18 protein-coding genes are annotated in these 26,633 nt (G+C 68.4%); 5 read left to right on the forward strand and 13 right to left on the reverse strand.

Annotated elements, in window-relative coordinates; translation table 11 throughout:
- From AVCA_RS20380 to glnE, 13 genes are all read right to left on the reverse strand, one after another.
- Window positions 1-981: a glycosyltransferase family 8 protein gene (locus AVCA_RS20380; protein WP_012702960.1), complete on the reverse strand. Its 981-nt coding sequence runs from the start codon at window positions 979-981 to the stop codon at window positions 1-3.
- Between the two features lie 206 nt (window positions 982-1,187).
- The gene (locus tag AVCA_RS26210; RefSeq protein WP_139239928.1) at window positions 1,188-1,910 is read right to left on the reverse strand and encodes a glycosyltransferase family 25 protein; all 723 of its coding nucleotides are present in this window, start codon (window positions 1,908-1,910) and stop codon (window positions 1,188-1,190) included.
- A gap of 24 nt (window positions 1,911-1,934) precedes the next feature.
- The gene (locus tag AVCA_RS26215; RefSeq protein ID WP_012702962.1) at window positions 1,935-3,209 is read right to left on the reverse strand and encodes a polysialyltransferase family glycosyltransferase; all 1,275 of its coding nucleotides are present in this window, start codon (window positions 3,207-3,209) and stop codon (window positions 1,935-1,937) included.
- Between the two features lie 4 nt (window positions 3,210-3,213).
- Window positions 3,214-4,374 carry a glycosyltransferase gene (locus AVCA_RS20395; RefSeq protein ID WP_012702963.1) on the reverse strand — a complete coding sequence of 387 codons (1,161 nt, stop codon included), beginning with the start codon at window positions 4,372-4,374 and terminating at the stop codon, window positions 3,214-3,216.
- A 54-nt stretch (window positions 4,375-4,428) separates the two neighbouring features.
- Window positions 4,429-6,183, reverse strand: coding sequence for a carbamoyltransferase family protein (locus AVCA_RS20400; RefSeq protein ID WP_012702964.1), 1,755 nt, complete (start codon window positions 6,181-6,183; stop codon window positions 4,429-4,431).
- A gap of 14 nt (window positions 6,184-6,197) precedes the next feature.
- A complete protein-coding gene (locus AVCA_RS20405; protein ID WP_012702965.1) occupies window positions 6,198-7,655 on the reverse strand; it encodes a lipopolysaccharide kinase InaA family protein in 1,458 nt (485 codons plus the stop codon).
- Between the two features lie 76 nt (window positions 7,656-7,731).
- The gene (locus tag AVCA_RS20410) at window positions 7,732-8,472 is read right to left on the reverse strand and encodes a lipopolysaccharide kinase InaA family protein (protein ID WP_012702966.1); all 741 of its coding nucleotides are present in this window, start codon (window positions 8,470-8,472) and stop codon (window positions 7,732-7,734) included.
- On the reverse strand, window positions 8,469-9,284 hold the full coding sequence (rfaP, locus tag AVCA_RS20415) for a lipopolysaccharide core heptose(I) kinase RfaP (protein ID WP_012702967.1): 816 nt from the start codon (window positions 9,282-9,284) through the stop codon (window positions 8,469-8,471). Before rfaP ends, AVCA_RS20410 begins: the two co-directional genes overlap by 4 nt.
- A 91-nt stretch (window positions 9,285-9,375) precedes the next feature.
- Window positions 9,376-10,500, reverse strand: coding sequence for a glycosyltransferase family 4 protein (locus AVCA_RS20420; protein WP_012702968.1), 1,125 nt, complete (start codon window positions 10,498-10,500; stop codon window positions 9,376-9,378).
- A 70-nt stretch (window positions 10,501-10,570) separates the two neighbouring features.
- Entirely contained in the window at window positions 10,571-11,635 is a 1,065-nt protein-coding gene (gene waaC / locus AVCA_RS20425; RefSeq protein WP_012702969.1) for a lipopolysaccharide heptosyltransferase I, read from the reverse strand.
- Window positions 11,636-12,685 (reverse strand): lipopolysaccharide heptosyltransferase II, encoded by a 1,050-nt coding sequence (waaF, locus tag AVCA_RS20430; RefSeq protein ID WP_012702970.1) that lies wholly within the window; start codon window positions 12,683-12,685, stop codon window positions 11,636-11,638.
- 124 nt (window positions 12,686-12,809) lie between these two features.
- Window positions 12,810-13,733 (reverse strand): branched-chain amino acid transaminase, encoded by a 924-nt coding sequence (locus AVCA_RS20435; RefSeq protein ID WP_012702972.1) that lies wholly within the window; start codon window positions 13,731-13,733, stop codon window positions 12,810-12,812.
- 95 nt (window positions 13,734-13,828) lie between these two features.
- Entirely contained in the window at window positions 13,829-16,771 is a 2,943-nt protein-coding gene (glnE, locus tag AVCA_RS20440; protein ID WP_012702973.1) for a bifunctional [glutamate--ammonia ligase]-adenylyl-L-tyrosine phosphorylase/[glutamate--ammonia-ligase] adenylyltransferase, read from the reverse strand.
- Window positions 16,772-17,007: 236 nt separating this feature from the next.
- On the opposite strand from glnE, the gene aceE reads away from it, so the two are divergent.
- The 5 genes from aceE (at window position 17,008) to msrA (ending at window position 26,546) form a co-directional block, all read left to right on the forward strand.
- A complete protein-coding gene (gene aceE / locus AVCA_RS20445; protein ID WP_041807632.1) occupies window positions 17,008-19,656 on the forward strand; it encodes a pyruvate dehydrogenase (acetyl-transferring), homodimeric type in 2,649 nt (882 codons plus the stop codon).
- An 11-nt stretch (window positions 19,657-19,667) separates the two neighbouring features.
- The gene (aceF, locus tag AVCA_RS20450) at window positions 19,668-21,590 is read left to right on the forward strand and encodes a dihydrolipoyllysine-residue acetyltransferase (protein WP_012702975.1); all 1,923 of its coding nucleotides are present in this window, start codon (window positions 19,668-19,670) and stop codon (window positions 21,588-21,590) included.
- Between the two features lie 467 nt (window positions 21,591-22,057).
- Complete coding sequence (locus AVCA_RS20455; protein ID WP_012702976.1) at window positions 22,058-24,796, forward strand: cation-transporting P-type ATPase; 2,739 nt, start codon at window positions 22,058-22,060, stop codon at window positions 24,794-24,796.
- A 28-nt stretch (window positions 24,797-24,824) separates the two neighbouring features.
- Window positions 24,825-25,709 carry a universal stress protein gene (locus AVCA_RS20460; protein WP_012702977.1) on the forward strand — a complete coding sequence of 295 codons (885 nt, stop codon included), beginning with the start codon at window positions 24,825-24,827 and terminating at the stop codon, window positions 25,707-25,709.
- A gap of 186 nt (window positions 25,710-25,895) precedes the next feature.
- Window positions 25,896-26,546, forward strand: a complete 651-nt coding sequence (gene msrA / locus AVCA_RS20465) for a peptide-methionine (S)-S-oxide reductase MsrA (RefSeq protein ID WP_012702978.1) — start codon at window positions 25,896-25,898, stop codon at window positions 26,544-26,546.
- Window positions 26,547-26,633 lie beyond the last annotated feature (87 nt).

Raw genomic sequence — 26,633 nt, forward strand, 5'->3', positions numbered from 1 at the left:
TCAGCCCTCCTTGTGCTTCCTGTGCAGGAATTTACCGTACCAGATCAGCCCGCTCAGCCAGCGTCCCTGCTGGAACATCGATCGGTACATGAAGCGCGAATAGACGTAGATCTCCCGAGGGGAGAAATTGTCGTCCAGCGCCTCCCCGGCCCAGGGCGACAGGGCCTGGTACCTGAGGAACAGTTCTTTCGACTGATGAGGGTTCCAACTGCGCCAGGGCTTCATCGGCCCGATGAAATGGACGAACTTGGTATCCGACGGAACATCCATGCCGACCCTGCCCTTTTTCAGCTTGCCAGTCAGACCGTACTGATGATTCCAGCCCTTGTCGATGAAGCGCACGTCGCCATCGAGCACCAGGTTGAGGGCATCCTGATCGGAATAGCGGAGGTCCAGGACCGGATCGGCGATCTTTTCCAGGGCCCGGCTCGTCACGGCCCGCTCGATCCAGCGCGGGATGTCGATATACAAGACCCCGGAATTGAAATAGTTGTCCAGCGTCTGCCCTTTCTTGACCAATCCGGCCCGCTTGGACTCCGCGCCGGCGTCGCGGATCACGGCGGCGGTCCGCCCATCGATATCCAGGTGCAGCAGCCCGGAAATATCGCCGACGCACAGGATGTCCGCGTCGAGATAGAGCACCCGGTCCGTGAAGTCCCTGAGTGCCTCGGGAATCAGCAGCCGGATGTAGGCCGCCTTCGAGATATGGGCCTGCCCCTTGCCCGAAGCCGGGTCCTTGACGTCCAGCATTTCATCGACCAGATGCAGGTTGACCGGCCTCGCGAACATCCGCTCCAAGCGGTCCAGGCGCACACGACTGGCCGATGAGATGCTGGAAATGAACACATGGAAGACCAGCTCCAGCCCGGGATTGTTCTCGATGATCGAGACGATGGTGATTCCCATGGGGCGCAAATAGTTTTCGTCCACCCCGAAAGCGATATGCAGGACATCCGAGTTTCTTGTGGCGGTGTCGGACATGACTTTCCGTTACCTCTGAATTCACGCAAGCAGTCCGGACGGAGCGCCGGAAAGACTTTGATTAATGGCCGCGAGCAATCGGCCCGAAGCTCCGCATCGACCCGCCGGATCGAAGGGAGCATCTTTTCCCGAGCCGCCGACGGAACGGGCTCTGGAACAGGCGGCGAGCATCCGGCACGACGATGCCGGGAAGAGCGACCCGGTTTTCAAAACGCACCATAGCGAAGCCTGGCGAACAGGCGCTCCAGAAACTGGCGGGACTTGAACCTGGGCTTGCGCATCACCTGCTCGATGTCGCTCGGGTCCATGAGCCGCTGGCGCGCCAGGGTGGGCTTCACCATCAGTCCCCGGACCTGCGGCAGCAGCACCTCGGAGTAGTACCAGTCGAGCGGCAGCCCCGACAGGGGCGCCTCGGCGAGAATCCGCTCGTAAAGCGCCGCCCTGACCATGTAGGCGTGGGTCAGGCGCATGCGCGTCACCGACAGCAGGTTCGGCGCGACCTTGCGCTTCTCTCCGCCCTTCTTGAAAGTACCGCCCAGGTACAGCAGGTCCCAGTCCAGGCCCTGCAACTGGGACGCCACGCGCTCGAGCACGGCCAGCGTATAGGGCTCGAACTCGCAGTCGTCCTCCATGATCAGTACCGCCGGCCAGCCGTTGTCCCTGGCATGGGCGATCACCCCCAGATGACTGCGCATGCAGGCCCAGGTACCCAGCAGCTTGCGCTCGAAGCCGGGATGCTCGCCATCGACGCGCAGCAGGAACTCGCACAGGGCCGGAGACGGCTGGTCGTCGCCCAGCTCGTGCAGGGAAACCGCGGAAAAACGCTCGGCCCGCACCCCCATGTCGCGGAAGGAGTCCTCCATGCGAGCCCAACGGTCCGGCCTGCTGTCCAGATTGATGACGCAGGCGAAGTCAAACGGCCAGCTCACTGTGTGATCCTCGATAAAGTCCGGTCATGAAACGGAGCCGCCGAGCGGCTGCCCCGGAACGGCCTCCCCGCGCAGGAGGCGGCCAAGTAGTTCGATGGTCTGCTCCATGCCGCGCACCCCATGGGCCAGGTGATATTCGGCGAATTCACGCGCCTTTTCGAGGCAAAGATGATAATGATTCTCAGCCCACGAAACGCGCGCCGTCAATTCCGCGACGGAATCGATCCGCCCGCCGAAGAAGCGCTCCTGAGCGAAGATGTCATGGTCGTCGCCGGCGTTGACATAGATGATAGGCCGCCGCGCCAGCGCCGCCTCGACCACCGCGTTGGACATGATGTTGACCACCACGCTGGCCCGCCCGAGAGCCTCGGCCAGGCTGCAATCGGCCGGCAGCACCTCGATGTGTCCATGCTGCGCGGCCGCTTCCCGCCAGAACGGCACCTTGCTGCGCGGATGGGCCTTGACCAGCACCCGGTACTGCGGATTGCCCGCGGCCCAGTCCCTGAGCAGCGCATAGGTGCGCCGGTAGCCGGCCTCCTTCTCCTTGTCGGGACCGACGCCCAGGACCAGCAGGGTGCGCAACGCCGCATCGGCCGGCGGCAGGTCGTAGGCGCGGTCGATCATGTGCGAGCCGGAGAGCACCGCCCGGGTGTCGCCGAAACGCAGGGGCCGAGCGCGCAGCGCATCCAGCGAACTCTGGCCGAACAGGAAGTAATAGTCGTAGTCGGTCATGCCCAGGCGCCGGGAACTTTCCAGGGTGGTGGCATGGGCCAGGTGCACCAGCGGACGGCCGCGCCGGTTGAGCGACAGGCGCAGGAAGGGGCTGTACAGGCTGCCGTTGCGGTCGTTGATCAGCAGGCGAGGCCCGTAGCGCCCGACCAGCCATTCGGCGTAGGCGGCATAGCCGAAATAGCGCAGCGGCACCGCCTGCGGCGGACGTGCCAGCATGCATCCGGCGATGACCGCCCGCGGCTCTTCCTGGGCGGTTTCCAGCAGGCGGTGGCCGGCGCCGCGCAAAGCCTCGATCAGGTGCTTCTTGCGCTGCAGCGGGATCACCTTGGGCGCGCCCTGCAGCAGCAGGAAGTCGCAGGACTCGCTTTCACCGCGAGCCCTGGCCAGCCCCAGGCGCGCCCGGATGCCGAACGCCAGATCGAGCAGCGCCTCGCGGCAGAAGCGCAGCGCGGCGCCCGGCCAGGCGTGCCGCTCGCGCAGCAGCCGCCAGCGGTAGCGATCCAGCGCGCGGGCCTTGCGCGCCCAGGCGCCCTCGGCCGGCGACTCGATGCGGATGGAATCGGCCATGAGGTCAGTTCGCCAGGAAGGGAGCGATCATCGGCAGCGCCCAGAAGCGCCGGGCCACCGCCCGGTCGGAGAAACGCTCCTCGAGACGTCGCGCCATCGCCTGCACACAGGCGTCGCGAGCGGATTCGTCGAGGCCGGCGAGCTGCGCCAGCGCGGCCGCCAGCGCCGCGGCATCGCCCAGCGGAAAGAGCCTGCCGACACCCTCGACCACTTCCCGCCCGCCGCCGCAGTCGGTGGCGATCAGCGGCACGCCGGCGGCCATCGCCTCCAGCAGCACCATGCCGAAGGGCTCGTGGTCGGAACTCAGGGCGAAGACGTCGAAGGCCCTGAAGTAGCGCCGCGCCTCGGGAATCTGGCCGAGAAAGCGCACCTGGCGGTCGATGCCCAGCGTGCCGGCCAGGGCCTTCAGTTCGGCTTCGAGCCGGCCGCTGCCGAGGATCGCCAGCAGGCTGCCCGCGGGCAGTCGCGGCAGCGCCTCGGCGAAGCCGCGCAGCAGGGTGGCTTGGTCCTTGTCCGGATGCAGCCGGCCGACGTTGCCGACGATCCAGGCGCCCTCCGGCAGCCCCAGCGCCTGGCGAGCCGTCCGGCGATCCGGTTGCGTGGCCTGCAAGGCCTGCACGTCGATGCGGTTGTAGAGGGTTTCGATGCGCTCGGCCGGCCAGGCCGGCAGGCAGGCGCGCATATCGTCGCGCACCGAGTCCGAGACGCCGAGCAGGCTCAGGCGCCGACGGAAGCAGGCGGCGAACAGCCGGCGCGACAGCCGCCGGTAGTCGTCGAAGGCATGGTGCACGGCGATCACCGGCAGGCTGCCGGCCAGCAGGGCGACGTAGGCCGGCTTGAAGCGGTGGGCGATGCACAGGCGGAAATCGCGCCCGCGCAGGATGCGCCTCAGCTCGCGGATGGCGGCGAGCTTGAGGCCGCGCACCTCCCGGCTCGAATGGCCGAGGAAGATCACCTCGTCCGAGGCGCTGCCCAGCTCCGCCTCGCTGGATGGCTCGCCGGTCAGGTAGACGGTGGCGACCCTGTACGGCGTGCCGGCGAACAGTCGCGCGTACTGCCGGGCGCAGTCGAGGAAGGGGCCGTCGTAGCCATGGCAGAACTGCAGCACCCATGGCTGCGCGGGCGAATGGCCACGCTGCCCGGCGCCCTCCGGCCCGCCCGCCACGGGCCGTGCGCCCCGCCCCGCATCCCTTTCGCTCATGGGCGACCGCTCCCTTCCTCAGACGGCGTCATACCAGTCCATCCCCTCCTTGACCACCAGGATGTCCTCCATGATCAGGTAGCGCAGGTCCGATCCATAGAACATGTTCAGGGCGTCGGTCGGCGAGCAGATCATGGGTTCGCCACGGCGGTTCAGCGAGGTGTTGAGCGACACGCCGTTGCCGGTGAGCTTCTCCAGCTCCTTCATCAGGTCGTACCAGCGCGGGTTGTGGCGGCGCTCCAGCACCTGGGCGCGGGAGGTACCGTCCTCGTGGACCACTTCCGGCACGCGGCTCTTCCATTCCTCGTGGACTTCGAAGGTGAAGGTCATGAACGGCGACGGGTGGTCGACCTTGAGCATCTGCGGCGCGACGCTGTCGAGCATCGACGGGCAGAACGGCCGCCAGCGCTCGCGGAACTTGATCTGCTCGTTGATCCGGTCGGCGACGCCCGGCACACTCGGACAGCCGATGATCGAACGCCCGCCGAGGGCGCGCGGGCCGAACTCCATGCGGCCCTGGAACCAGGCCACCGGATGGCCGTCGACCATGATCTTCGCGATGCGCTGCTCGACGTTGTCGATCTTCTTCCAGAGCGGCTTCTGCGGGTGCCGCGCGCAGGCGGCGATCACCTCCTCATTGGAGTAGGACGGGCCGAGGTAGACGTGCTCCATCTTCTCCACCGGCACGCCGCGCTGGACCGAGACGTAGGCGGCGGCGCCGACCGCGGTGCCGGCATCGCCGGAGGCCGGCTGGACGAACAGCTCCTTCACCTCCGGGCGGGCGATGATCTTCTGGTTCAGCTTGACGTTCAGCGCGCAGCCGCCGGAGAAGGCGATCCGTCCGGTCTCGCGGATGATGTCGCCGAGGTAGTGATCCATCATCTGCAGCGCCAGGTTCTCGAACAGCGCCTGCATGCTCGCGGCGTAGTGGACGTAGGGCTCGTCGGCGACGTCGCCCTCGCGCCTGGGGCCGAGCCACTCGATCAGCTTCGGCGAGAAATAGTAGCCCTTGCCCTTGTCCTTGTAGCGGCGAAAGCCGATGACGTTGGCGTAATCGGTGTTGATGCTCAGTTCGCCGTTCTCGAACTTGGCCAGCCGCGAGAAATCGTAGCGGGCCGCATCGCCGTAGGGCGCCATGCCCATCACCTTGAACTCGCCGTCGAGCATCTCGAAGCCGAGGTACTCGGTGATCGCGCCGTACAGCCCACCGAGCGAATCCGGGTCGTAGAACTCCTTGATCTTGTGGATTCGGCCGTTCTCGCCCCAGCCGAAGAAGGTGGTGGCGTACTCGCCCTTGCCGTCGATGCCGAGGATCGCGGTCTTTTCCTCGAAGCCCGAACAATGGTAGGCGCTGGAAGCGTGCGCCAGGTGGTGCTCGACCGCCTCGATCCGCACTTTCTTCAGGTCGAAGCCGAGCTGCTGCAAGCACCACTGGATGCGCGTGCGGTAGCGCCTGTAGCGGCGGTTGCCCATCAGGATGGCGTCCAGCGCCCGGTCCGGGGCGTACCAGTAGCGCCTGGCGTAGTGCCAGCGGGCCTTGTCGAACAGGCTGATCGGCGCGAAGGGAATGGCCACCACGTCCACATCGGCGGGCTTGACCCCGGCCTGTTCCAGGCAGAACCGGGCCGACTCGTAGGGCATGCGGTTCTTCGCGTGCTTGTCGCGCACGAAGCGCTCTTCTTCGGCGGCCGCGACCAGCCTGCCGTCGATGTACAGGGCGGCGGAAGGATCGTGACTGAGGGCGCCGGAAAGGCCGAGAATCGTCAGTGCCACAGGGTCTAGCCTCTTTACTCTTCGGTGGTGCGGGCATCCGCTGCCCGAGGTAAGCGTTGGTCGAGCAGCCGGTGCAGGGCCGAATCGGTCGGCCAGTTGCGCAGAAAGCGTGCACGGTCCTCGGCGAAGGCGCGCTCGAAGCGGGCGCCGCCCTGATGCTGTTCCAGCGCATCCAAGTCGATCAGCAGCCAGCGGCCGTCCTGCCAGAGCAGGTTGTTGCCCTTCAGATCGCCGTGGCTGATGCGCTCGCGCAGCAGGGCGGCGAACAGCCGCTCCAGCGCCAGCAGCTCCTCTTCCGGCGGCGCGCCGTCCAGGTACGGCCGAAAGCGCGCGAGTATATCCTGCCCGCCGCAATATTCGGCAATCAGGTAGGCGCGCCCGCGCAGCCCGCAGAAGCGCCGTTCGAGCACCGCCAGCGGGCGCGGCGTGGGGATGCCGAGAAAAGCCAGGCGATTGCCCGCGACCCAACTGCGCCAGCCACGGCTGGGCCGCCAGAAGCGTTTGAGCCAGTGGGCGAAGCCCTTGATGTTGTAGCGCTTGACGACCAGGGTCCGGCCGCACGATTCGATCCGTGCCACGGTGGCGGCCCCGCCGGTCTTGTAGATGTGTCCCCGCTCGATGAGCGCATCCGGGGCGGCCAGCAGCGGGCGCAGCAGGGCCTCGCTGTCGCGGCGCACCGCGCGCAGCCCCATGGGCCCGCGCTGCACGCTGAACAGGGTGCAGTCGCGGCCGAGCTTGGCGAGGAAGTCGCGCAGGCGCCAGCGGCGCACCCTGGCAACCTCCTTGAGCAGCGCCTCCAGCGGCAGGGCGTGCTCGCCGTTGACCAGCAGGTAGTGCACCAGCAGTTCCTCGATGAAGGGCTCGAGCTCGGCCGGGAACTGGGCGAAGAAGGCGCCGAGGTTCTCCAGCACCCGCTCGCGCGACAGCGGCCTGCCGGGCGTCTGTGCCTGCACCGCAGCGCCGTCGACCACGTACAGCCGGCCCGCGTGGCGCAGCAGGTTGTCCAGGTGCATGTCGGCCTGCCAGAGTCCCGCGGCGTGCAGGCCGGCGATGGCGGCCAGAGCCTCGCCGAGTACCGCCCGCTGGCCGTCGGACAGCAGCGGCTCGTCCTCCACCCGTTGCCAGGCCTCGTTCAGGCCCTGGGCCTCTTCGAGATACTCGAACAGCAGCCAGCCGCCCTCGCCCTCGGCCAGCCCCTCGGCGAGCAGGCGCGGCGTGGCCTGCCGCTGGGCGGCGAGCAGGTGCACACCCTTCAGCTCGCGCTGGAAATGCCGCGACGCCTTGTCGCCGACCAAAAGCTTGGCCAGCACCCGCTGGCCGCGCCACTCGCCGCGACCGACATAGCGTTGTCCCGGCAGCACGCGCAGCAGGCTGTCCAGACGCAAGTCGGCCGGTCCGGCGGCGTCGGCCAATTCGACGAACAGTGGCAGCTCCGGCTGGCGGCCGGCCTTTCTCAACTGGCGCAGATTCATGCGTGATACTCCTTTCCATGCTGTCGCCCCGACAGCCTTCCCTGTCCCCGGTCCGGCGCGAAGGCGCTACGCTCGCTCATTCGCGCCCCTCGAAATACTTCAGGATCTGCCGGATGCGCGCCTTGTCCCCATCGGCCAGCCGGCGGCACCGGCGATACTGCAGATAGAAGCGCAGGCGCTGGGTGCGCGACAGCTCGTACTTGGCCACCTTGTCCAGGCAGGCCAGGTCCTTGACGATCCGCCAGCACAGCCAGTGGCCCCACCAGAAGCCGCCCATCGGGCAGTCGATGAGAAACAGCCGGCCCTCGTCGTCGACCAGCAGGTTGCGCCACTTCAGGTCGTTGTGGACGAAGTGGTGGTCGTGCATGGTCCGGGTCGCCCTGGCCAGTTGGCGGCTGACGATATCCACCCAGCGCGGATCGGCCAGGCGCGGGTCCTTGTCCCTGGCTAGCCGGGCCAGATCCCGGGTGTCCGGCAGCTCGCGGGTGATCAGGGCGCCACGCAGAAAGGCCCCCCCGCCGTCGCGCTCCAGCCCCCAGGCGGCCGGGGAGGCGGCCGGAATGCCCCACTTGGCGAAACGCTTGAGGTTCTGCCATTCGGCCTTGACCCGCGGCCGCCCCAGGTAGCGGCGCAGCCCCTTGCCCGCCGAACGGTAACGCTTGACGTAATAGCGCACGCCGGCGACTTCGACGCGGATCACGTCGGACAAGGGATCTTTCGAAACCCGCTCGCCCTCCAGGGCGAAGACCGCGTCCAGGTTGGCGAAGGCCGCGGCCGCCGCGGGCTCCAGAGCGGGGTCCAGTTGCCAGGCGCTCATAGCGGATTGCCCTCCGCCGCCTTGCGCCGGAAACGCGCCAGCAGCCGCCCGGCCCGGACTTCCAGGCGGGCGATCAGGCTGGCCTCCTCGCGCAGCACCTGGCGCAGCGGCCGGCGGAAATAGCCGCGCAGAAAACGCAGCTTGTCGCGCCGGGTCAGGCCGATGTCCAGCGCCGAGAAATACAGGGCGGCCAGATCCTTGTCGCGCCAGCGCCGCGGCGTGCGCGCCCGGGTCTGCGCGCGGTGCAGGTCGATCAGCGACAGACGCAGGCTGCCGGGCTCGATCGGCCGGTCGGTGTGCAGCAGGAAGTGGCAGATATAGCAGTCGCGATGGTTCACCCCGGCGCGGTGCATGTCGGCGGTCATCCGCGCCACCTCGGCGATCAGCGCGTGCTTCAGGCGCGGTGCCGGCGGCCGGCTCGGCCAGTCGAGGCAGAAATCCTCCAGGCTGACGGTCGGCGCCAGTTCCTCGGTGATAAGGAAGGAGTGCCGGCACGCCGGGTTGCCGCCGCGCTCGCCGAAGGCCACCGGCGTCATGCTCGGCACCCCCGCCTCGGCCAAGCGCCGGAGCGCCGTCCACTCCTGGGCGGCGCCGAGCACCGGTGCCTTGGCGGTCAGCAGGTTCTTGAGGATCTCGCCCCAGCCGGTGCCGCGGTGGATCTTGACGAAGTAGCCGCGCCCGGCCACCTCGACGCGCAGGGTGCGACGAGCCTCCAGTTCGCGGTAGACCCGGCCCTGCAGACGCTCGACCTCGACGAAGGCATCGCGCCCGGCCCAGAGGGACTCGAAGGGCTCGGAAAGAATCAACTGCATGGATATACATCCCTGTAGGAGCCAGCTTGCCGGCGATCCGCAGCGCACCATGCCACCGCCAGCGCGCTGGCCCCGCGATCGGACGAAGGTTTCACGCGCCCTGCTCCGTCAGGATCAGATCGGCGGCCCGCTGCGGCATGGAATAGAGGTCGGCGGTTCCGGCGTAGGCCAGGCCGTTGCGCCGATAGAGCGCTCGCTGCCCATCGTCTTCGAGCATCGCGGCGAGCGTCCGGTTCAGGCGCTCCTGCTCGAAGGGGCTGGGCAGCACCTGCCCGCAACCCGCCTCGGCGATGTAGTGGGCATAGCCGCAGACATCGGTGACCAGCACCGGCAGTCCGGCGACCAGCGCCTCGAGCAGCACGGTACCGGTGTTCTCGTTGTAGGCCGGGTGGATCAGCAGATCGGCGCCGAGCAGAAAGCGCGGGATGTCGCTGCGCCCCTTGAGAATCTCGACCCGCCCGGACAGGCCGAGCGCCTTGATCTGCAACTGGAAGGGGCGCGGATCGTCCTGGCCGATGGCGATCAGCCGGGTGCGCTTCTTCAGGGCGCCGGGCAGCGCGGCGAGCGCCTTGAGGCTGCGGTCCAGCCCCTTGGTCTTGAAGCCGGAGCCGATCTGCACCAGCAGCAGGTCGTCCCCGGCCAGGCCGAACTCGCGGCGGAAGTCGGCGCGGATCACGTCCGCATCGGGCGGCGCGCGGCGGTCGGCGGAGATGCCCGGAGGCAGCAGGTGGAAACGCTCCGCCGGCGTGCCGTAATGCTTGACGAACAATGGTTGCTGCACTTCGGAGATCATCAATATGCGTGTCTTCGCCTGCGGCGCGAACACCGCGCGCTCGTAGCCGGCGAAATGCCGGTAGCGCCCCCACAGGCGATAGAGCGGGTTGCGCAGGGTCTGCGCCTTGTCCTCGTAGCAGGGGTCGGCGGCGTAGTAGACGTCCAGCCCGGGCATCTTGTTGAAGCCGACCACCCGGTCCACGGGACGCCGCGCCAGGTCGGCCCGCACCCAGGCGGTGAACTTCTCGTTGCGGCGGTGGTTGAACAACGCCCTGATCGGCGCGATCAGCACCTCGAAGCCCGGCGGGGTCTCGCCCTCCCAGGACATGCTGTAGACACGGATGGCGTGTCCGCGCTTCTGGCATTCCAGGGCGATGCGCATGAAGTCGCGCTGCAGCCCGCCGAAGGGAAAGTACTTGTAGAGGATGAAGGCCAGCTGCATCAGCGAGTCCTGTCGATGGAAACATGGATCGGCGCCGGGCGCGCGGGCGCGACGCGAGGAGCCGGCCCGCTCAGCATCGGCAGGCCGCCTCGTCCAGCAGCGCCTGCAAGGCGCCGGCCACCCGCCGCGGATCGATGCGACTGAAGCACACCGGCTGCTCGCGGCTCAAATCCAGCCGGCGGCGGTCCTCCTCGGTCGGCCGGTAGCCGCAGGTCTTGCGCAGGCAGGGCACGCAGGCCGGGTAGTCGCTGGTCAGGCGGCGCTGGTGACGACCGTAGGCGCCGGTCAGGCGCGGATCGGTCGGGCCGTAGAGGGAGACAGTCGGCACATCCAGCGCCGCCGCCAGGTGGCCGAGGCCGGTGTCCACCGCCACGCAGGCGCTGGCCCCGGCGAGAATCCCGGCGATGCCGGCGAGGTTGATCCGGGGCAGCACCTCGACCGACGCCAGCCCCTCGGCGATGCGCCCGGCGCGGTCCCGCTCCACCGCATTGCCCCAGGGCAGGCGCACCGCCCAGCCCGCACTGCCCATGCGTTCGGCCAGCTCGCGCCAGTAGCTTTCCGGCCAGTGCTTGCTGTCCCAGGTGGTGCCGTGCAGGAACAGCAGGTAGGGCGCGCCGTCCGGCACGGCCAAGCGGTGGCGGTCCAGTCCGTAGTCGCCGACCGCCGTCGGCGGCGGATAGCCCAGCGCCTGGGCGAACAACTGGCGCACCCGCTCCACCGCGTGCTGTCCCCAAGGCACGGGATAGCGCCGCCCATAGAGGAGACTGGCCAGCGGCTCGCGCGCCGAACGGCGATCCAGCCCGGCCACCGGCGCGCCGCCGAAGCGGGTCAGCCAGGCGCTTTTCAACAGCCCCTGGGCATCGATCACCAGGTCGTAGCGGCCCTCTCCCAGGGTCTGGCGAAAGCGCCGCCATTCGTCACGGGTGGTCGCCTGCCAGGGACTCCGGCGCCAGCGGCGGATGGCCACGGGAATCACCCGCTCCACGGCCGGATGCCAGGCGGGAATCTCGGCGAAGCCCTCCTCCACCACCCAGTCGAAACGGATGCCGGGCAGCGCCCGCGCCGCGTCGGTCAGGGCCGGCAGGGTATGGATGACATCGCCCAGCGAGGAGGTCTTGATCAGCAGTACGCGCACTCAGTGCTCCTGCGGCCGGGGGGCGGGCAGAGGATCGCCGGCGAGACGCTGGAGGGCGTCCAGCACTGCCCGGGGCGCCAACTGGCGCAGGCAGTCGTAGTGGCCGAAGCGGCAGGTGCGCTCGAAACAGGGACTGCAGTCCAGGCCCAGGCGGACGATCTCCACCTGCTCGGCCAGCGGCGGGGTGAACTGCGGCGAGGTGGAGCCGTACACCGCCACCAGCGGACGGCCCAGCGCGGCGGCCACGTGCATCAGCCCGGAATCGTTGGACACCACCGCGTCGGCGCAGGACAAGAGGTCGAGCGCCTCGGCGAGGCTGGTTTCCCCGGCCAGATTGGCCACCGCCTCCTGCAGCCCGGGCGCCAGGGCCGAGCGGATCGCCTCGCCGACCGGATGGTCGTTCTTCGAGCCGAACAGCCAGACCTGCCAGCCGGCGCGCAGCTTGGCCTCGGCCACCGCGGCGTAGTGCTCGGCCGGCCAGCGCTTGGCCTCGCCGAATTCGGCGCCGGGACAGAGCGCCAGCAGCGGCCGGCCGAGGCGCAGGCCGAATTTCCGCAGCGCCGCCGCCCGGCTCTGCGGCTCGATGCGCAGGGCCGGGCGCGGATAGGGGCGCGGCAGCTCGGTGCCCGGCGCGAAAGCCAGGGCCATGAAGCGCTCGATCATCAGCGGATAGCGCTTCTTGTCCAGCCGGCGGATGTCGTTGAGCAGGACGTAGCGCATCTCGCCGCGCCAGCCGGTGCGCCTGGGGATACCGGCGAAGAACGGCACCAGGGCCGACTTCAGCGAGTTGGGCAACAGGATCGCCTGGTCGTACTGCCCGGCCAGCGACCTGCCGATGCGGCGGCGGCCGGCGAGGTCGAGCACGCCGTGGCCGAACGGGAAGCTCAGCGCGCGGCGCACCTCGGGCATGCGCTCGAGGATCGGCCGGCTCCAGTCGGGCGCCAGCACGTCGATCGCGCAGTCGGGATGGCGCTGCTTCAGGCAGACGAACAGGGTCTGCGCCATCACCATGTCGCCGACCCAGCTCGGGCCGATGATCAGAATATTCATGAACGGAAAGCCGGACTGCAGGACGGGTTGGCCGCGATGGCGGCGCGAGCCGCCGTCGATGTCGCATCGGCCGGCCCCATTGGGGCCGGATGGTGGGTCACGGCCCGCCCCACCCTGCGCCTCGTCACTTGACCAGGGTACGCCACTCGGGATGGGCGTCGGTCTTGCCGGTGACCAGGTCGAAGTAGGCACGCTGCAGCTTCTCGGTGACCGGGCCGCGGCGGCCGATGCCGATCTGCCGGCCGTCCACCTCGCGGATCGGGGTGACCTCGGCGGCGGTGCCGGTGAAGAAGGCCTCGTCGGCGATGTACACCTCGTCGCGGGTGATGCGCTTCTCGACGTACGGGATGCCCAGCTCGCGGGCCAGGGTCAGCACCGTGCCGCGAGTGATGCCGTTCAGGCAGGCGGTGACTTCCGGGGTGTAGATCACGCCGTCCTTGACGATGAAGACGTTCTCCCCCGAACCCTCGGCCACGTAGCCTTCCGGATCGAGCAGCAGGGCCTCGTCGGCGCCGCCGGAGATCGCCTCCTGCAGGGCCAGCATGGAGTTGACGTAGGCGCCGCTGGACTTGGCGCGGGTCATGGTGATGTTCACATGGTGGCGGGTGAAGGAACTGGTGCGGATCTTGATGCCCTGCTCCAGCGCGTCCTCGCCCATGTAGGCGCCCCAGTGCCAAGCGGCGACGATGACGCGGACCCGCAGGCCGCTGGCGCGCAGGCCCATGCCTTCCGAGCCGTAGAAGGCCAGCGGGCGGATGTAGGCGCTGTCCAACTTGTTCTCGCGTACCGCGGCGCGGGTCGCCTCGTTGATCTCCTCCCTGGTGAAGGGGATCTTCATGCCCATGATGTGTGCCGAATCGAACAGGCGGTCGGTGTGCGCCTGCAGGCGGAAGATCGCCGTGCCCTGCGGCGTGTTGTAGGCGCGCACGCCCTCGAACACGCCCATCCCATAGTGCAGGCTGTGGGTCAGCACATGGGTGGTCGCCTCGCGCCACTGCACCAGCTCGCCGTCGTACCAGATCACACCATCACGGTCGGCCATCGACATAATTAGCCTGCTCCTCAAGAATTCGATACCTAATACACCCAGATCGGGCGGCGCCCCGGCGCCACCCCTTCGGCAGGCCCCCGCAGGCGCCCCGCTCAGCTCAATCCCAGCTCCCGCCAGATTCGCATCACCGCACGACGTTCGTCCCGGAACCGATCGCCGCCCACCACGCCCGGCTGCTTCTGCAGGGCCAGGCGGTGAGCGGCTGCGCGATAGGTCTTGTAGGCCTCCTGCAGCAGGCGAACCTCGTCGCACGGCAGCAGGCCAGCCTGCGCGAGGCCGTCCAGAATCCGGATGTTGTCGGTGTAGCGCAACAGCTCGGGATGCTGGTGCGACCAGGCGAGGGCCGCATATTGCACCATAAATTCGATATCGACGATACCGCCGGCATCCTGCTTTAGGTTGAAGGAGACCGTCGCCTCGAAAGCGTTCTCCGCCGTGCCGGCGGCCGTGCTCGAGGTGCCCAGGCTGGCGCGCATCTTCGCGCGCATGTCGCCGACCTCGCGGCGCAGGACCGCCAGGTCGCGCGGCCGGCCCAGCACCTGCGCGCGCACCTCGGCGAAGGCCGCCGCCAGCCGCGGGCTGCCGACCAGCGCGCGGGCGCGCACCAGCGCCTGGTGCTCCCAGGTCCAGGCTTCGTGCTCCTGATAGCGGCGGAAGGCGCCGAGCGAACTGACCAGAAGCCCGGCGTTGCCGCTCGGGCGCAGGCGCATGTCGACCTCGTAGAGCTGCCCGGAGGGGGTCTGCGCGGTGAGCAGGTGGACGATGCGCTGCCCCAGGCGGGTGAAGAACTGCGCGCCGTCGATCGGCTTGGCGCCGTCGGTTTCGGCCTGCGGATTGCCGTCGTGGATGAACACCAGATCCAGGTCCGAACCGTGCCCCAGCTCGATGCCGCCGACCTTGCCGTAGCCGACGATGAGAAAATCCAGCTCGCAGGGGCTGCCGTCGCTGCGCCTGGGATTGCCGTGACGAACCACCATCTGCCGCCAGGCGAGCCTCAGCGCCTGGTCGAGGATCGCCTCGGCCAGCCAGGTCAGATAGTCGCTGACCTTCATCAACGGCAGGGTGCCGGCGATCTCCGAGGCGGCGACGCGCAGCCGGTGGGCCAGCTTGAAATGGCGCAACGCTTCCATCTGCTGCTCCAGATCGTCCTCGGGAATGCGCAGCAGCAGTTCGCGCAGTTCGGCGACCAGTTCCGCCTCCTGCGGCGGACTGTACAGGCGATCCTCGTTGAGCAACTGGTCGAGCAGCAAGGGAAAGCGGGCGATCTGCTCGGCGATCCACGGACTGGCGGCACAGAGGCTGAGCAGACGCCGCAGGGCGCCGGGATTCTCCGTGAGCAGCACCAGGTAGGCGGAACGCCGCGCCACCGCCTCGACCAGCGGCAGCACCCGCTCCAGCACCAGGTCGGGAGCGTCCTGCTCCACCACCCGGGCCAGCAGTTGCGGGATGAAGGCATCGAGGCGCTCGCGACCGAGGCGCTGCATGCCGCGCACCTGGCTGCCGCCGCGCAGTGCCGCGAGGCGCTGGCGGACCTGCTGCGGATCGGCGAAGCCGGCCTCGACCAGTTGCCGGCAGACCGCCGCCTCGTCCCCGCCGTTCTCCCATAACGGCAGCCACTGGGCGTCGACCGGCCGCCCCTCGGATGCCTCGTCCTCGCCGGGCACGGCGATCACCTGGCGGAAATGCGAGTCGATACGCTCGCGCCAGTGCGCCAGTCGGCCGAGAAACGCCTCCCAGCCGGCGCAGCCGAGCATGCAGGCGACCCGCGCCCGGTCGAGTTCGTTATCCGGCAGCATCTGCGTCTGACGATCGGCGATGGCCTGCAGGGCATGCTCGGTGTAGCGCAGGAATTCATAGCCCTCGCGCAGCTCGGCCACCGCCGCCGGCGGCAGGTAGCCCTGCCCCTCGAGGGTCGCCAGTACCTCGAGCAGCGACCGCCGCTGCAGGCTGCGGTCGCGGCCGCCGTGAATCAACTGGAACACCTGGGCGACGAACTCCACCTCGCGGATACCGCCGGCGCCCAGCTTGACGTTGTCCGCCATGCCCTTGCGGCGCACCTCCTGGCGGATCAGTTGCTTCATGTCGCGCAGCGCCTCGATCGCGGAGAAATCCAGGTAGCGCCGGTAGACGAACGGCCGCAGCAGCTCCAGGAGCTGGCGCCCGGCCTCGCGGTCGCCGCCGACCACCCGCGCCTTGATCATCGCGTAGCGTTCCCAGTCGCGTCCCTGGTCCTGGTAATACTGTTCCATGGCGCCGAAGCTGTGGACCAGCGGCCCGCTGGAGCCGTAGGGGCGCAGGCGCATGTCGACACGGAACGCCTGGCCGTCCACGGTGATGGCGTCCAGCGCCCCGATCAGCTTCTGCCCGAGGCGGACGAAGAACTCCTGGTTGTCCAGGCTGCGTCGCTCGCCGTCCGTCTCGCCGCCTTCGGGATAGGCGAAGATCAGATCGATGTCCGAGGACAGGTTCAGTTCGCCGGCGCCCAGCTTGCCCATGCCGAGCACCACCAGCCGCTGCGGCCGCCCGGAGCGACGCCCGAGCGGTGTGCCGAAGCGTGCGCGCAGGCGCTCGTACAGCCAGTCGCAGGCCAGGTCGATGCAGGCGTCGGCGAGTTCGGAGAGGTCGCGGCAGGTCTCGGCCAGATCCGCCTGGCGCATGATGTCGCGCCAGACGATGCGCACTTGCTGGCGATGGCGGAAGCGCCGCAGCCGCCGCCCCAGCTCCTCCTCCTGCGCGCAGTCGGCGAGCAGCGCGGCGAGCTGCCCGCACAACTCGTCCGGCGCCAGGGAACGCTCGAGGCTGCCGTCGCCGGCCAGTTGCAGCAGCATGGCCGGATCGCGCAGCGCCCGTTCGAGGACGAACCCGCTGTTCGCGCAGACCCGTGCGAAGGCCGCGCGCCGCGCCGGCGGCCAGTCGGCAAAGGGCGTCGCCGGACTGTCGCCGAGCGTGCCGGCGGCCTCCCCGAAGCGTTGCAGGGCCTGATTGCCCAGGGTCTCCAGCGCGGGGGGAAGGTCGATCAGCGTAGGTAGGCTCATGCTCGTGTCCTGATATCGGCCAGACTTTCCAAAGCGGTTGAGCCCGACCCGTGGGGTAATTTTACAAAAATCCTCGGAGGGGGGCTGAAAGCGCCATTGTTTTGTAGTAAAACTACAAGACAGTCGGATCACCCGCCGACCACTAACAACAATCCCGCAGCCGCCCATAAGGCCGGCTGTGTATCCGGGCTCCCAACTCAGGGATGCCTTCCGCTATGGAGCAAGACATGCAAGACATGCAAGACCTTGACCCCATCGAGACCCAGGAGTGGCTGGACTCGCTCGAATCAGTCCTCGACCACGAAGGCGAAGAGCGCGCCCATTATCTGCTGACCCGGATGGGCGAACTGGCCACTCGCACGGGCACCCAACTGCCCTATGCGATCACCACCCCCTATCGCAACACCATTCCGGTGACCCACGAAGCGCACATGCCCGGCGACCTGTTCATGGAACGCCGCATCCGCTCCCTGGTGCGCTGGAATGCGCTGGCCACGGTCATGCGGGCGAACAAGAAGGACCCGGACCTGGGTGGACACATCTCCACCTTCGCCTCCAGCGCCACGCTCTACGATATCGGCTTCAACTATTTCTTCCAGGCGCCCACGGCAGAACACGGCGGCGACCTGATCTACTTCCAGGGCCACGCCGCTCCCGGCGTCTACGCCCGCGCCTTCCTCGAAGGCCGCATCAGCGAAGCGCAACTGCAGCAGTTCCGGCAGGAAGTCGACGGCGACGGCCTGTCCTCCTATCCGCACCCGCACCTGATGCCGGACTTCTGGCAGTTCCCCACCGTTTCCATGGGGCTGGGCCCGATCCAGGCGATCTACCAGGCGCGCTTCATGAAGTACCTGGAGCACCGCGGCTTCATTCCCGCCGGCAAGCAGAAGGTCTGGTGCTTCATGGGCGACGGCGAATGCGACGAGCCGGAATCCCTCGGCGCCATCTCCCTGGCCGGCCGCGAGAAGCTGGACAACCTGATCTTCGTCATCAACTGCAACCTGCAGCGCCTCGACGGCCCGGTCCGCGGTAACGGCAAGATCATCCAGGAACTCGAAGGGGTGTTCCGCGGCGCCCAGTGGAACGTCAACAAGGTGGTCTGGGGCCGCTTCTGGGACCCGCTGTTCGCCAAGGACCATGCCGGCCTGCTGCAGCAGCGCATGGACGAGGTGGTCGACGGCGACTACCAGAACTACAAGGCCAAGGACGGAGCCTTCGTACGCAAGCATTTCTTCGGCGCGCGCCCCGAGCTGCTGGAGTTGGTCAAGGACATGTCCGACGAGGACATCTGGAAGCTCAACCGTGGCGGCCACGACCCCTACAAGGTCTACGCAGCCTATCACCAGGCGGTCAACCACCAGGGCCAGCCGAGCGTGATCCTCGCCAAGACCATCAAGGGCTACGGCACCGGCGCCGGCGAGGCGAAGAACATCGCCCACAACGTGAAGAAGGTCGATGTCGAGAGCCTCAAGCTGTTCCGCGACAAGTTCGACGTCCCGCTGAAGGACGAGGAGCTGGAAGACCTGCCGTTCTACCGGCCGGACGAGAACAGCCCGGAGATGAAGTACCTGCGCAGCCGCCGCGAGGCCCTGGGCGGCTTCGTGCCGCAGCGCCGCAGGAAGAGCATCAGCATCCCGACCCCGCCGCTGGACAGCCTCAAGGCGATCCTCGACGGCACCGGCGACCGCGAAATCTCCACCACCATGGCCTTCGTGCGAATCCTCGCGCAACTGGTCAAGGACAAGGAGCTGGGCTCGCGCATCGTGCCGATCATCCCCGACGAGGCGCGCACCTTCGGCATGGAAGGCATGTTCCGCCAGCTCGGCATCTACTCCTCGGTCGGCCAGCTCTACGAGCCGGTGGACAAGGACCAGGTGATGTTCTATCGCGAGGACAAGAAGGGCCAGATCCTCGAGGAAGGCATCAACGAAGCCGGCGCCATGTCCAGTTGGATCTCCGCGGCGACCGCGTACAGCAACCACAACCAGCCGATGCTGCCGTTCTACGTGTTCTATTCGATGTTCGGCTTCCAACGCATCGGCGACCTCGCCTGGGCGGCCGGCGACAGCCAGGCGCGCGGCTTCCTGATCGGCGGTACCGCCGGCCGCACCACGCTCAACGGCGAAGGCCTGCAGCACGAGGACGGCCACAGCCACATCCTCGCCTCGACCATCCCGAACTGTCGCACCTACGATCCGACCTATGCCTATGAGATGGCGGTGATCATCCGCGAAGGCATCCGCCAGATGACCGAGGAGCAGCAGAACGTCTTCTACTACATCACCGCGATGAACGAGGCCTACACCCAGCCGGCCATGCCGGAAGGGGCCGAGGCAGGCATCGTCAAGGGCATGTACCTGCTCGAGGAAGACAAGCGCGACGCCGCGCACCATGTCCAGTTGCTCGGCAGCGGCACCATCCTGCGCGAAGTGCGCGAAGCGGCGAAGATCCTCCGCGAGGACTACAACGTCGCCGCCGACGTGTGGAGCGTGACCAGCTTCAACGAACTGCGCCGCAACGGCCTGGCCGTGGAACGCCGCAACCGCCTGCACCCGGAACAGAAGCCGGAGCAGAGCTACGTCGAGCAGTGCCTGAACGGCCGCAAGGGCCCGGTGGTGGCCTCCACAGACTACATGAAGCTGTTCGCCGACCAGATCCGCCAGTGGGTCCCGAGCCGCGAGTACAAGGTGCTCGGCACCGATGGCTTCGGCCGCAGCGATACCCGCAAGAAGCTGCGTCATTTCTTCGAAGTGGACCGCTACTGGGTTGTGCTGGCCGCGCTGGAAGCGCTGGCCGATCGTGGCGACATCGAAGCCAAGGTGGTGGCCGAAGCCATCGCCAAGTTCGGCATCGATCCCGACAAGCGCAACCCCCTGGACTGCTGAGGAGAGCCATCGTGAGCGAAATCATCCGCGTACCCGATATCGGCGGCGATGGGGAAGTCATCGAATTGCTGGTCAAGACCGGCGACCTCATCGAGGTCGAGCAGGGGCTGGTGGTGCTGGAGTCCGCCAAGGCGAGCATGGAAGTTCCCAGTCCCAAGGCCGGAGTGGTCAAGAGCGTGAGCGTCAAGCTGGGCGACAAGCTCAAGGAAGGCGACGCGATCATCGAGCTGGAACCTGCCGCCGGTGCCGCGGCGGCACCTGCCGAAGCGGCGGCCGTGCCCGCCGCGCCGACCCAGGCCGTCGACGAGGCCGAGGCGCCCTCTCCCGGCGCCTCCGCCACGCCCGCGCCGGCCGCCGCCAGCCAGGAGGTCCGGGTTCCCGACATCGGCTCGGCCGGCAAGGCACGGGTCATCGAGGTGCTGGTCAAGGCCGGCGACCAGGTCCAGGCCGAGCAGTCGCTGATCGTGCTGGAGTCCGACAAGGCCAGCATGGAGATCCCCTCCCCGGCTTCCGGAGTGGTGGAAAGCGTCGCCATCCAGTTGAACGCCGAGGTCGGCACCGGCGACCTGATCCTCACCCTGCGCACCACCGGCGCCCAGGCCCAGCCTACGGCGCCCGCCGCGGCCGCGGCCGCGAGCCCGGCACCCGCTCCGCTGGCTCCGGCCGCCGCCGGTCCCCAGGAAGTCAAGGTCCCGGACATCGGCTCGGCCGGCAAGGCACGGGTCATCGAGGTGCTGGTCAAGGCCGGCGACCAGGTCCAGGCCGAACAGTCGCTGATCGTGCTGGAATCCGACAAGGCCAGCATGGAGATCCCCTCCCCGGCCGCCGGGGTGGTGGAAAGCGTCGCCGTCCAGTTGAACGCCGAGGTCGGCACCGGCGATCAGATCCTCACCCTGCGCGTCGCCGGCGCCGCGCCGGCAGCGGCCCCCGCGCCCGCGGCAGCCCCGGCCAAGCCGGCCGCCGCTCCGGCGGCCGCTGCCCCGGCTCCGGCCCCGGTCGGCGCACCGAGCCGCAACGGCGCCAAGGTGCATGCCGGCCCCGCCGTGCGCCAACTGGCCCGCGAGTTCGGCGTCGAACTGGCGGCGATCAACAGCACCGGTCCGCGCGGGCGCATCCTCAAGGAGGACGTGCAGGCCTACGTCAAGGCGATGATGCAGAAGGCCAAGGAGGCGCCGGCCGCCGGCGCGGCCAGCGGCGCCGGCATCCCGCCGATTCCGCCGGTCGACTTCGCCAAGTACGGCGAAATCGAAGAAGTGCCGATGACTCGCCTGATGCAGATCGGCGCGACCAACCTGCACCGCAGTTGGCTGAACGTGCCGCACGTGACCCAGTTCGAGTCGGCCGATATCACCGAGCTGGAAGCCTTCCGCGTCGCGCAGAAGGCCGTCGCCGAGAAGGCCGGGGTCAAGCTGACCGTGCTGCCGCTGCTGCTCAAGGCCTGCGCCTACCTGCTCAAGGAGCTGCCGGACTTCAACAGCTCCCTGGCACCCAGCGGCCAGGCGCTGATCCGCAAGAAGTACGTGCACATCGGCTTCGCCGTGGACACCCCGGACGGCCTGCTGGTGCCGGTAATCCGCAACGTCGACCAGAAGAGCCTGCTGCAACTGGCCGCCGAGGCCGCCGAACTGGCGGAGAAGGCGCGCAGCAAGAAGCTCGGCGCCGACGCCATGCAGGGTGCCTGCTTCACCATCTCCAGCCTCGGCCACATCGGCGGCACGGCCTTCACGCCGATCGTCAACGCCCCGGAAGTGGCGATCCTCGGCGTGTCCAAGGCCAGCATGCAGCCGGTATGGGACGGCAAGGCCTTCCAGCCGCGCCTGATGCTGCCGCTGTCGCTGTCCTACGATCACCGGGTGATCAACGGCGCCGCCGCGGCGCGCTTCACCAAGCGTCTCGGCGACCTGCTGGCGGATATCCGCGCCATCCTGCTGTGAGCTTCCCTTAAAGAGCGAGCCCGCCACGCTCTTTAATCTTCGGCCCCGCCCTTCGTGGCGGGGCTTTTTTATGCCCGTCCGCGCCAGCGGCCGGCTGGGACCGAACGCCGCACACCTCGCCTGGAACTCGTGTCCCGGCGCCGTCCTCGCCAGGCTGTCGCGGGCCCGCCGGATGGGCGTTTCGCGGAGCATTCGCGGCAGCCCCTCGCCAGGAAACCGCGACTCGGGCCTGCGCACGCCCACCCTCCTTACACAATTTGTTAACCACCGGCCATTGCAATCGCCCGCGCCACCGCCGCACGCTGGAGGACATATGGGCCCGCACCGACAAGCGCCCACCCCGGAAGTTCCGATGGCCCGGACGCTCTGCCCATGACCGGCCGGAGTCCCTGGCATTCTTCTTCTAGACTCCGCAATCCGACACCTTGCAACCATCACTCCACCAAGACCACGGACAGGCCGTATCGATGACCGACCGCTCGACCACCGCTCCCCAGGAAACGCCTCAACCAGCCGACTGGCATACGCTGTCGCAAGAACGGATCGAGCAGATGCTGCGGACCGGAACGGGCGGTCTGCCGGAAGCGGAAGCCCGCCGCCGCCTGGCCCAGTACGGACCGAACCGCTTGGCGCCACCAAAACGGCGTGGGCCGCTGATACGGCTGCTGATGCAATTCCACAACATCCTGCTGTACGTGATGATGGGCGCGGCCGTCATCACCGCCCTGCTCGGGCACTGGATCGACACGGGGGTGCTGCTGATGGCGGTGGTCATCAACGCCATCATCGGCTTCATCCAGGAGGGCAAGGCCGAATCGGCGCTCGATGCGATCCGCGCCATGCTCTCCACGCATGCGACCGTGATCCGCGACGGTGTCCACCGCGAGATCGATGCAGCCGATCTGGTGCCGGGCGATCTGGTGGTAGTCGCCTCCGGCGACCGGGTACCCGCCGATCTGCGCCTGGTCGCGATCAAGGACCTGCGCGTCGAAGAGGCGGCCCTGACCGGCGAATCCCTGCCCGTCGAAAAGCATGACGAAGCCGTGGCCGCCGATGCCCCGTTGGGCGACCGTTACTGCATGGCCTACTCGGGCACGCTGGTGGTCTACGGACAGGCCTGCGGAATAGTCGTGACGACCGGCACGGCCACCGAAATCGGCAAGATCAACCAGATGCTGGCGGGCATCCAGAGCCTGACCACGCCGCTGCTGCGCCAGGTGGACCGTTTCGGCCGGGTGCTGGCCCTGGCCATCCTCGGCGTGTCGGCCGCGACCTTCGCGCTCGGGACCCTGTGGCGCGGCCACGCGCCCTCGGAAATGTTCATGATGGTGGTGGCCCTGGCCGCTTCGGCGATTCCCGAGGGACTGCCGGCGATCATGACCGTGACGCTGGCCCTCGGCGTGCAGAGCATGGCCAGGCGCAATGCCATCATCCGCCGCCTGCCGGCGGTGGAAGCCCTGGGCTCGGTGACGGTGATCTGCTCGGACAAGACCGGCACGCTGACCCGCAACGAAATGACCGTGCAACGCATGGTCTGCGCCGGACACGTATTCGACGTCGGCGGCGTGGGCTACGCCCCGGTGGGCGACCTGAGCATCGACGGGCGGATCGTCGAGGCCGAGCACTACCCGGCGCTGGCGCTGGCCATCCGCGCCGGCGTGCTGTGCAACGACGCCCGCCTGCGCGAGGAGAGCGGCCTGTGGCAGGTCGAGGGCGATCCCACGGAGGGTGCCCTGCTGGTGCTGGGCGGCAAGACCGGTTTCACCCAGCGCCTGGGCGACGAGGCATGGCCGCGGCTCGACTCCATCCCCTTCGAGTCACAGCACCGCTTCATGGCCACCTATCACCGGGACGCCGACGACGCGCCGTGGATCTTCATCAAGGGTGCCCCGGAGCGCATTCTCGACATGTGCGTCGCGCAGTTGAACCACGATGGCGAGCGGCCGCTGGAGGTCGATTACTGGCGGCGCATGGCGACCGACACAGCGGCCCAGGGCCTGCGTCTGCTGGCCCTGGCCTGCAAGCAGGCGGCCCCGCTCGACGGCGGCCTGAGCTTCGCCGACACGGAATCGGGCTATGTGCTGCTGGCCCTGGTCGGCATCATCGACCCGCCCCGCGAGGAAGCCATGCACGCCGTGGGCGAATGCCACCGCGCCGGCATCCGGGTCAAGATGATCACCGGCGACCATGCCGAGACGGCGCGCGCCATCGGCGCCCAACTCGCCATCGGCGTCGGCAAGCCCGCGATCACGGGTGCGGAAGTGGCCATGATGGACGATGCCGCCCTGCGCCGCGTGGCGCTGGAAGTGGACGTCTTCGCGCGGGCCAGCCCGGAACACAAGCTGCGCCTGGTGCAGGCGCTCCAGGACAACGGCCAGGTGGTGGCGATGACCGGCGACGGGGTGAACGACGCGCCGGCCCTGAAACGCGCCGACGTGGGCGTGGCGATGGGCATGAAAGGCACCGAGGCCGCCAAGGAAGCGTCCGACATGGTGCTGGCCGACGACAACTTCGCCACCATCGCCGCCGCCGTGCGCGAAGGCCGGGCCGTCTACGACAACCTGAAGAAATTCATCCTGTTCATGCTCCCCACCAACGGCGGCGAGGCGCTGGTGGTGATCGCCGCCATCCTCTTCGAGCTGACCCTGCCGCTGACGCCGGCCCAGGTGCTGTGGATCAACATGGTCACCTCCAGCACGCTCGGCCTGGCACTGGCCTTCGAGCCGGCCGAGCGCGGCATCATGAACCGCCGTCCGCGGCCGCCCGGCGAACCCTTGCTGTCCGGCTTCTTCGTCTGGCGGGTGCTGATGGTCTCGCTGCTGATGATGGCCGGCGCGCTGGGGCTTTTCCTCTGGGAGCTGAACGGCGGCACGGGCATCGAGACCGCCCGCACGATGGCCGTCAACGCCGTGGTCGTATCGGAAATGTTCTACCTGCTCAACAGCCGCTTCATCCTCTCGCCGGTCGCCAGCCTGGAGGGACTGACGGGCAACCGCTACGTCCTGCTGGCCATCGCCGCCTGCATCCCGCTGCAGATCGCCTTCACCCACACGCCGGTCATGCAGGCCATCTTCGGCTCGACCGACCTGACGGCGCTGGAGTGGGGCAAGGTGCTGGCCGCCGGCTTGCTGGTGTTCTGCGTGGCCGAACTGGAAAAGTTCGTCATCCGGCGCACCCGCCTGGCCTCACGCCTGAATCAGGCGTGAGATCTCAATCGTCCAAGGAAAGATCGCCATGACCGCAACCTCCTCGACCGACGCCACGCCCCGTCACCTCCTGCTGGCCACCGACTTCAGCGCGCGTTGCGACCGGGCCCTGGACCGGGCCGCCCAACTGACCGGCGAATGGCAGGCAGAACTGGTCGCGCTGAACGTCCTCGCCCCCACCGCTCCGGACCAGGCGTTGGCCTGGGCCAGCGGGGAGAACGAAGAACAGCTCCTGCACATGGCCCGCAAGCAGCTTGCCCGCGATCTGGCGGCGATGCCCGTTCCGGCGACCCTGCGCATCGTCCATGGCAGCGATGCGGCGGCCGCCATCCGCGACACCGCGACAGCCATCCAGGCCGACCTGGTCATCACCGGCGTATCGTGCAGCGAAGCGCTGGGGCGGCTGCTGCTGGGCTCGACCGTCGAAAACCTGGCGCGCTCGCTCCCGCAGCCCCTGCTGGTGGTGCACGACCGGGCGCGCCAAGCCTACCGGCGAATCCTCGTGGCCAGCGATTTCTCGGAGTCGTCCCGCCATGCCCTGCTGACCACCGCCCGCCTCTTCCCGGGGCGCGAGTTGATCCTGTACCACGCCTATGCGAGCCCGCTGGCCGGACTGGCCGACGCTCCACCGTCCCCCGGCGACGGCATCGTCGCCAAGGAAAGCGAATGCGCCGCCTTCCTGGCCGCCAGTGCGCTCCCCGCGGGCGTGAAGGTGCGTCCCGTGATCGAATACGGCCCCGTCGAAAGCACGCTGACGCGCTACGTGCGCGAGCACGAGATCGAACTGGTGGCGCTGGGCAGCCACGGCGGCAGCCGGATCATGAGCCTGCTGCTGGGCAGCACCGCCGCCAAGCTGCTCGACTGGCTCCCCTGCGACACGCTGCTGGTGCGCGAACCACGCGCCAAGGCATGACCCGCGCACCGCTGCGCCGCTGGTTCGGACAGGCCCCCTCGTGGCCGTGCCCAAGGCCGCGAGGCAGGCGGGACGGGTGTCCTGGTCGGAAAAGATTCTATCGGCGCGGGCCCGGTGCTAAAACTGTGCCTCAACGGCCCCAGGACAACCACGACGCCTCGTCGCCCAGCCAAGGAGACTCCCCACATGGTGCTGCGCTCGCAGATTCCCGCCCACGAACTGGCCCTGCCCGATCCCGCCCGGGCCCTGCCCGGACGCGCCGAAGCCATGCCGGTGCCGGCGGCCCACTACGTCAACGGCCATCCCCTGAAACCACCCTTCCCGGCCGGAATGCGGCAGGCGCTGTTCGGTCTCGGCTGCTTCTGGGGCGCCGAGCGGCGCTTCTGGCAGCAGCCCGGCGTGTGGACCACGGCGGTCGGCTATGCCGGCGGCCTCACGCCGAACCCGACCTACGAGGAGGTCTGCTCCGGTCTGACCGGGCACACCGAAGTGGTGCTGGTGGTGTTCGATCCGCAGGAAACGGATTACCGGACGCTGCTGAAGGTCTTCTGGGAAATCCACGATCCGACCCAGGGCATGCGCCAGGGCAACGACATCGGCACCCAGTACCGCTCGGCGATCTACTGCTTCGACGCCAGCCAGCGCGCCAGCGCCGAAGCCAGCCGGGAACGCTTCCAGGCGGAACTGGCGAAAGCCGGCTACGGTCCGGTCACCACGGAAATCGCCGATGCCCCGCCCTTCTACTATGCCGAGGACTACCACCAGCAGTACCTGGCGAAGAACCCCGGCGGCTACTGCGGACTGGGCGGCACCGGGGTGTGCCTGCCGCCGGCCTGAGGCCGGCGATGGGCGTGCGGTCCCCCTGGCGGGTCACTCATATATGCCGCGTCGTGCGTCGACGCGGCCTGTGCAGCCTCGGTCCAT

It is taken from the genome of Azotobacter vinelandii CA (assembly GCF_000380335.1).
Lineage (GTDB): Bacteria > Pseudomonadota > Gammaproteobacteria > Pseudomonadales > Pseudomonadaceae > Azotobacter > Azotobacter vinelandii.

What these genes read in the sequence shown, in the direction of transcription:
- aceE (WP_041807632.1), top strand. Translation starts at nt 17,008, where the DNA reads ATGCAAGACCTTGACCCCATCGAGACCCAGGAGTGGCTGGACTCGCTC.
- AVCA_RS20405 (WP_012702965.1), bottom strand. Translation starts at nt 7,655, where the DNA reads ATGAATCTGCGCCAGTTGAGAAAGGCCGGCCGCCAGCCGGAGCTGCCA.
- waaF (WP_012702970.1), bottom strand. Translation starts at nt 12,685, where the DNA reads ATGAATATTCTGATCATCGGCCCGAGCTGGGTCGGCGACATGGTGATG.
- AVCA_RS20455 (WP_012702976.1), top strand. Translation starts at nt 22,058, where the DNA reads ATGACCGACCGCTCGACCACCGCTCCCCAGGAAACGCCTCAACCAGCC.
- AVCA_RS20420 (WP_012702968.1), bottom strand. Translation starts at nt 10,500, where the DNA reads ATGCAGCTGGCCTTCATCCTCTACAAGTACTTTCCCTTCGGCGGGCTG.
- rfaP (WP_012702967.1), bottom strand. Translation starts at nt 9,284, where the DNA reads ATGCAGTTGATTCTTTCCGAGCCCTTCGAGTCCCTCTGGGCCGGGCGC.
- AVCA_RS20410 (WP_012702966.1), bottom strand. Translation starts at nt 8,472, where the DNA reads ATGAGCGCCTGGCAACTGGACCCCGCTCTGGAGCCCGCGGCGGCCGCG.
- AVCA_RS20380 (WP_012702960.1), bottom strand. Translation starts at nt 981, where the DNA reads ATGTCCGACACCGCCACAAGAAACTCGGATGTCCTGCATATCGCTTTC.
- AVCA_RS20460 (WP_012702977.1), top strand. Translation starts at nt 24,825, where the DNA reads ATGACCGCAACCTCCTCGACCGACGCCACGCCCCGTCACCTCCTGCTG.
- msrA (WP_012702978.1), top strand. Translation starts at nt 25,896, where the DNA reads ATGGTGCTGCGCTCGCAGATTCCCGCCCACGAACTGGCCCTGCCCGAT.
- AVCA_RS26215 (WP_012702962.1), bottom strand. Translation starts at nt 3,209, where the DNA reads ATGGCCGATTCCATCCGCATCGAGTCGCCGGCCGAGGGCGCCTGGGCG.
- glnE (WP_012702973.1), bottom strand. Translation starts at nt 16,771, where the DNA reads ATGAGCCTACCTACGCTGATCGACCTTCCCCCCGCGCTGGAGACCCTG.
- AVCA_RS20435 (WP_012702972.1), bottom strand. Translation starts at nt 13,733, where the DNA reads ATGTCGATGGCCGACCGTGATGGTGTGATCTGGTACGACGGCGAGCTG.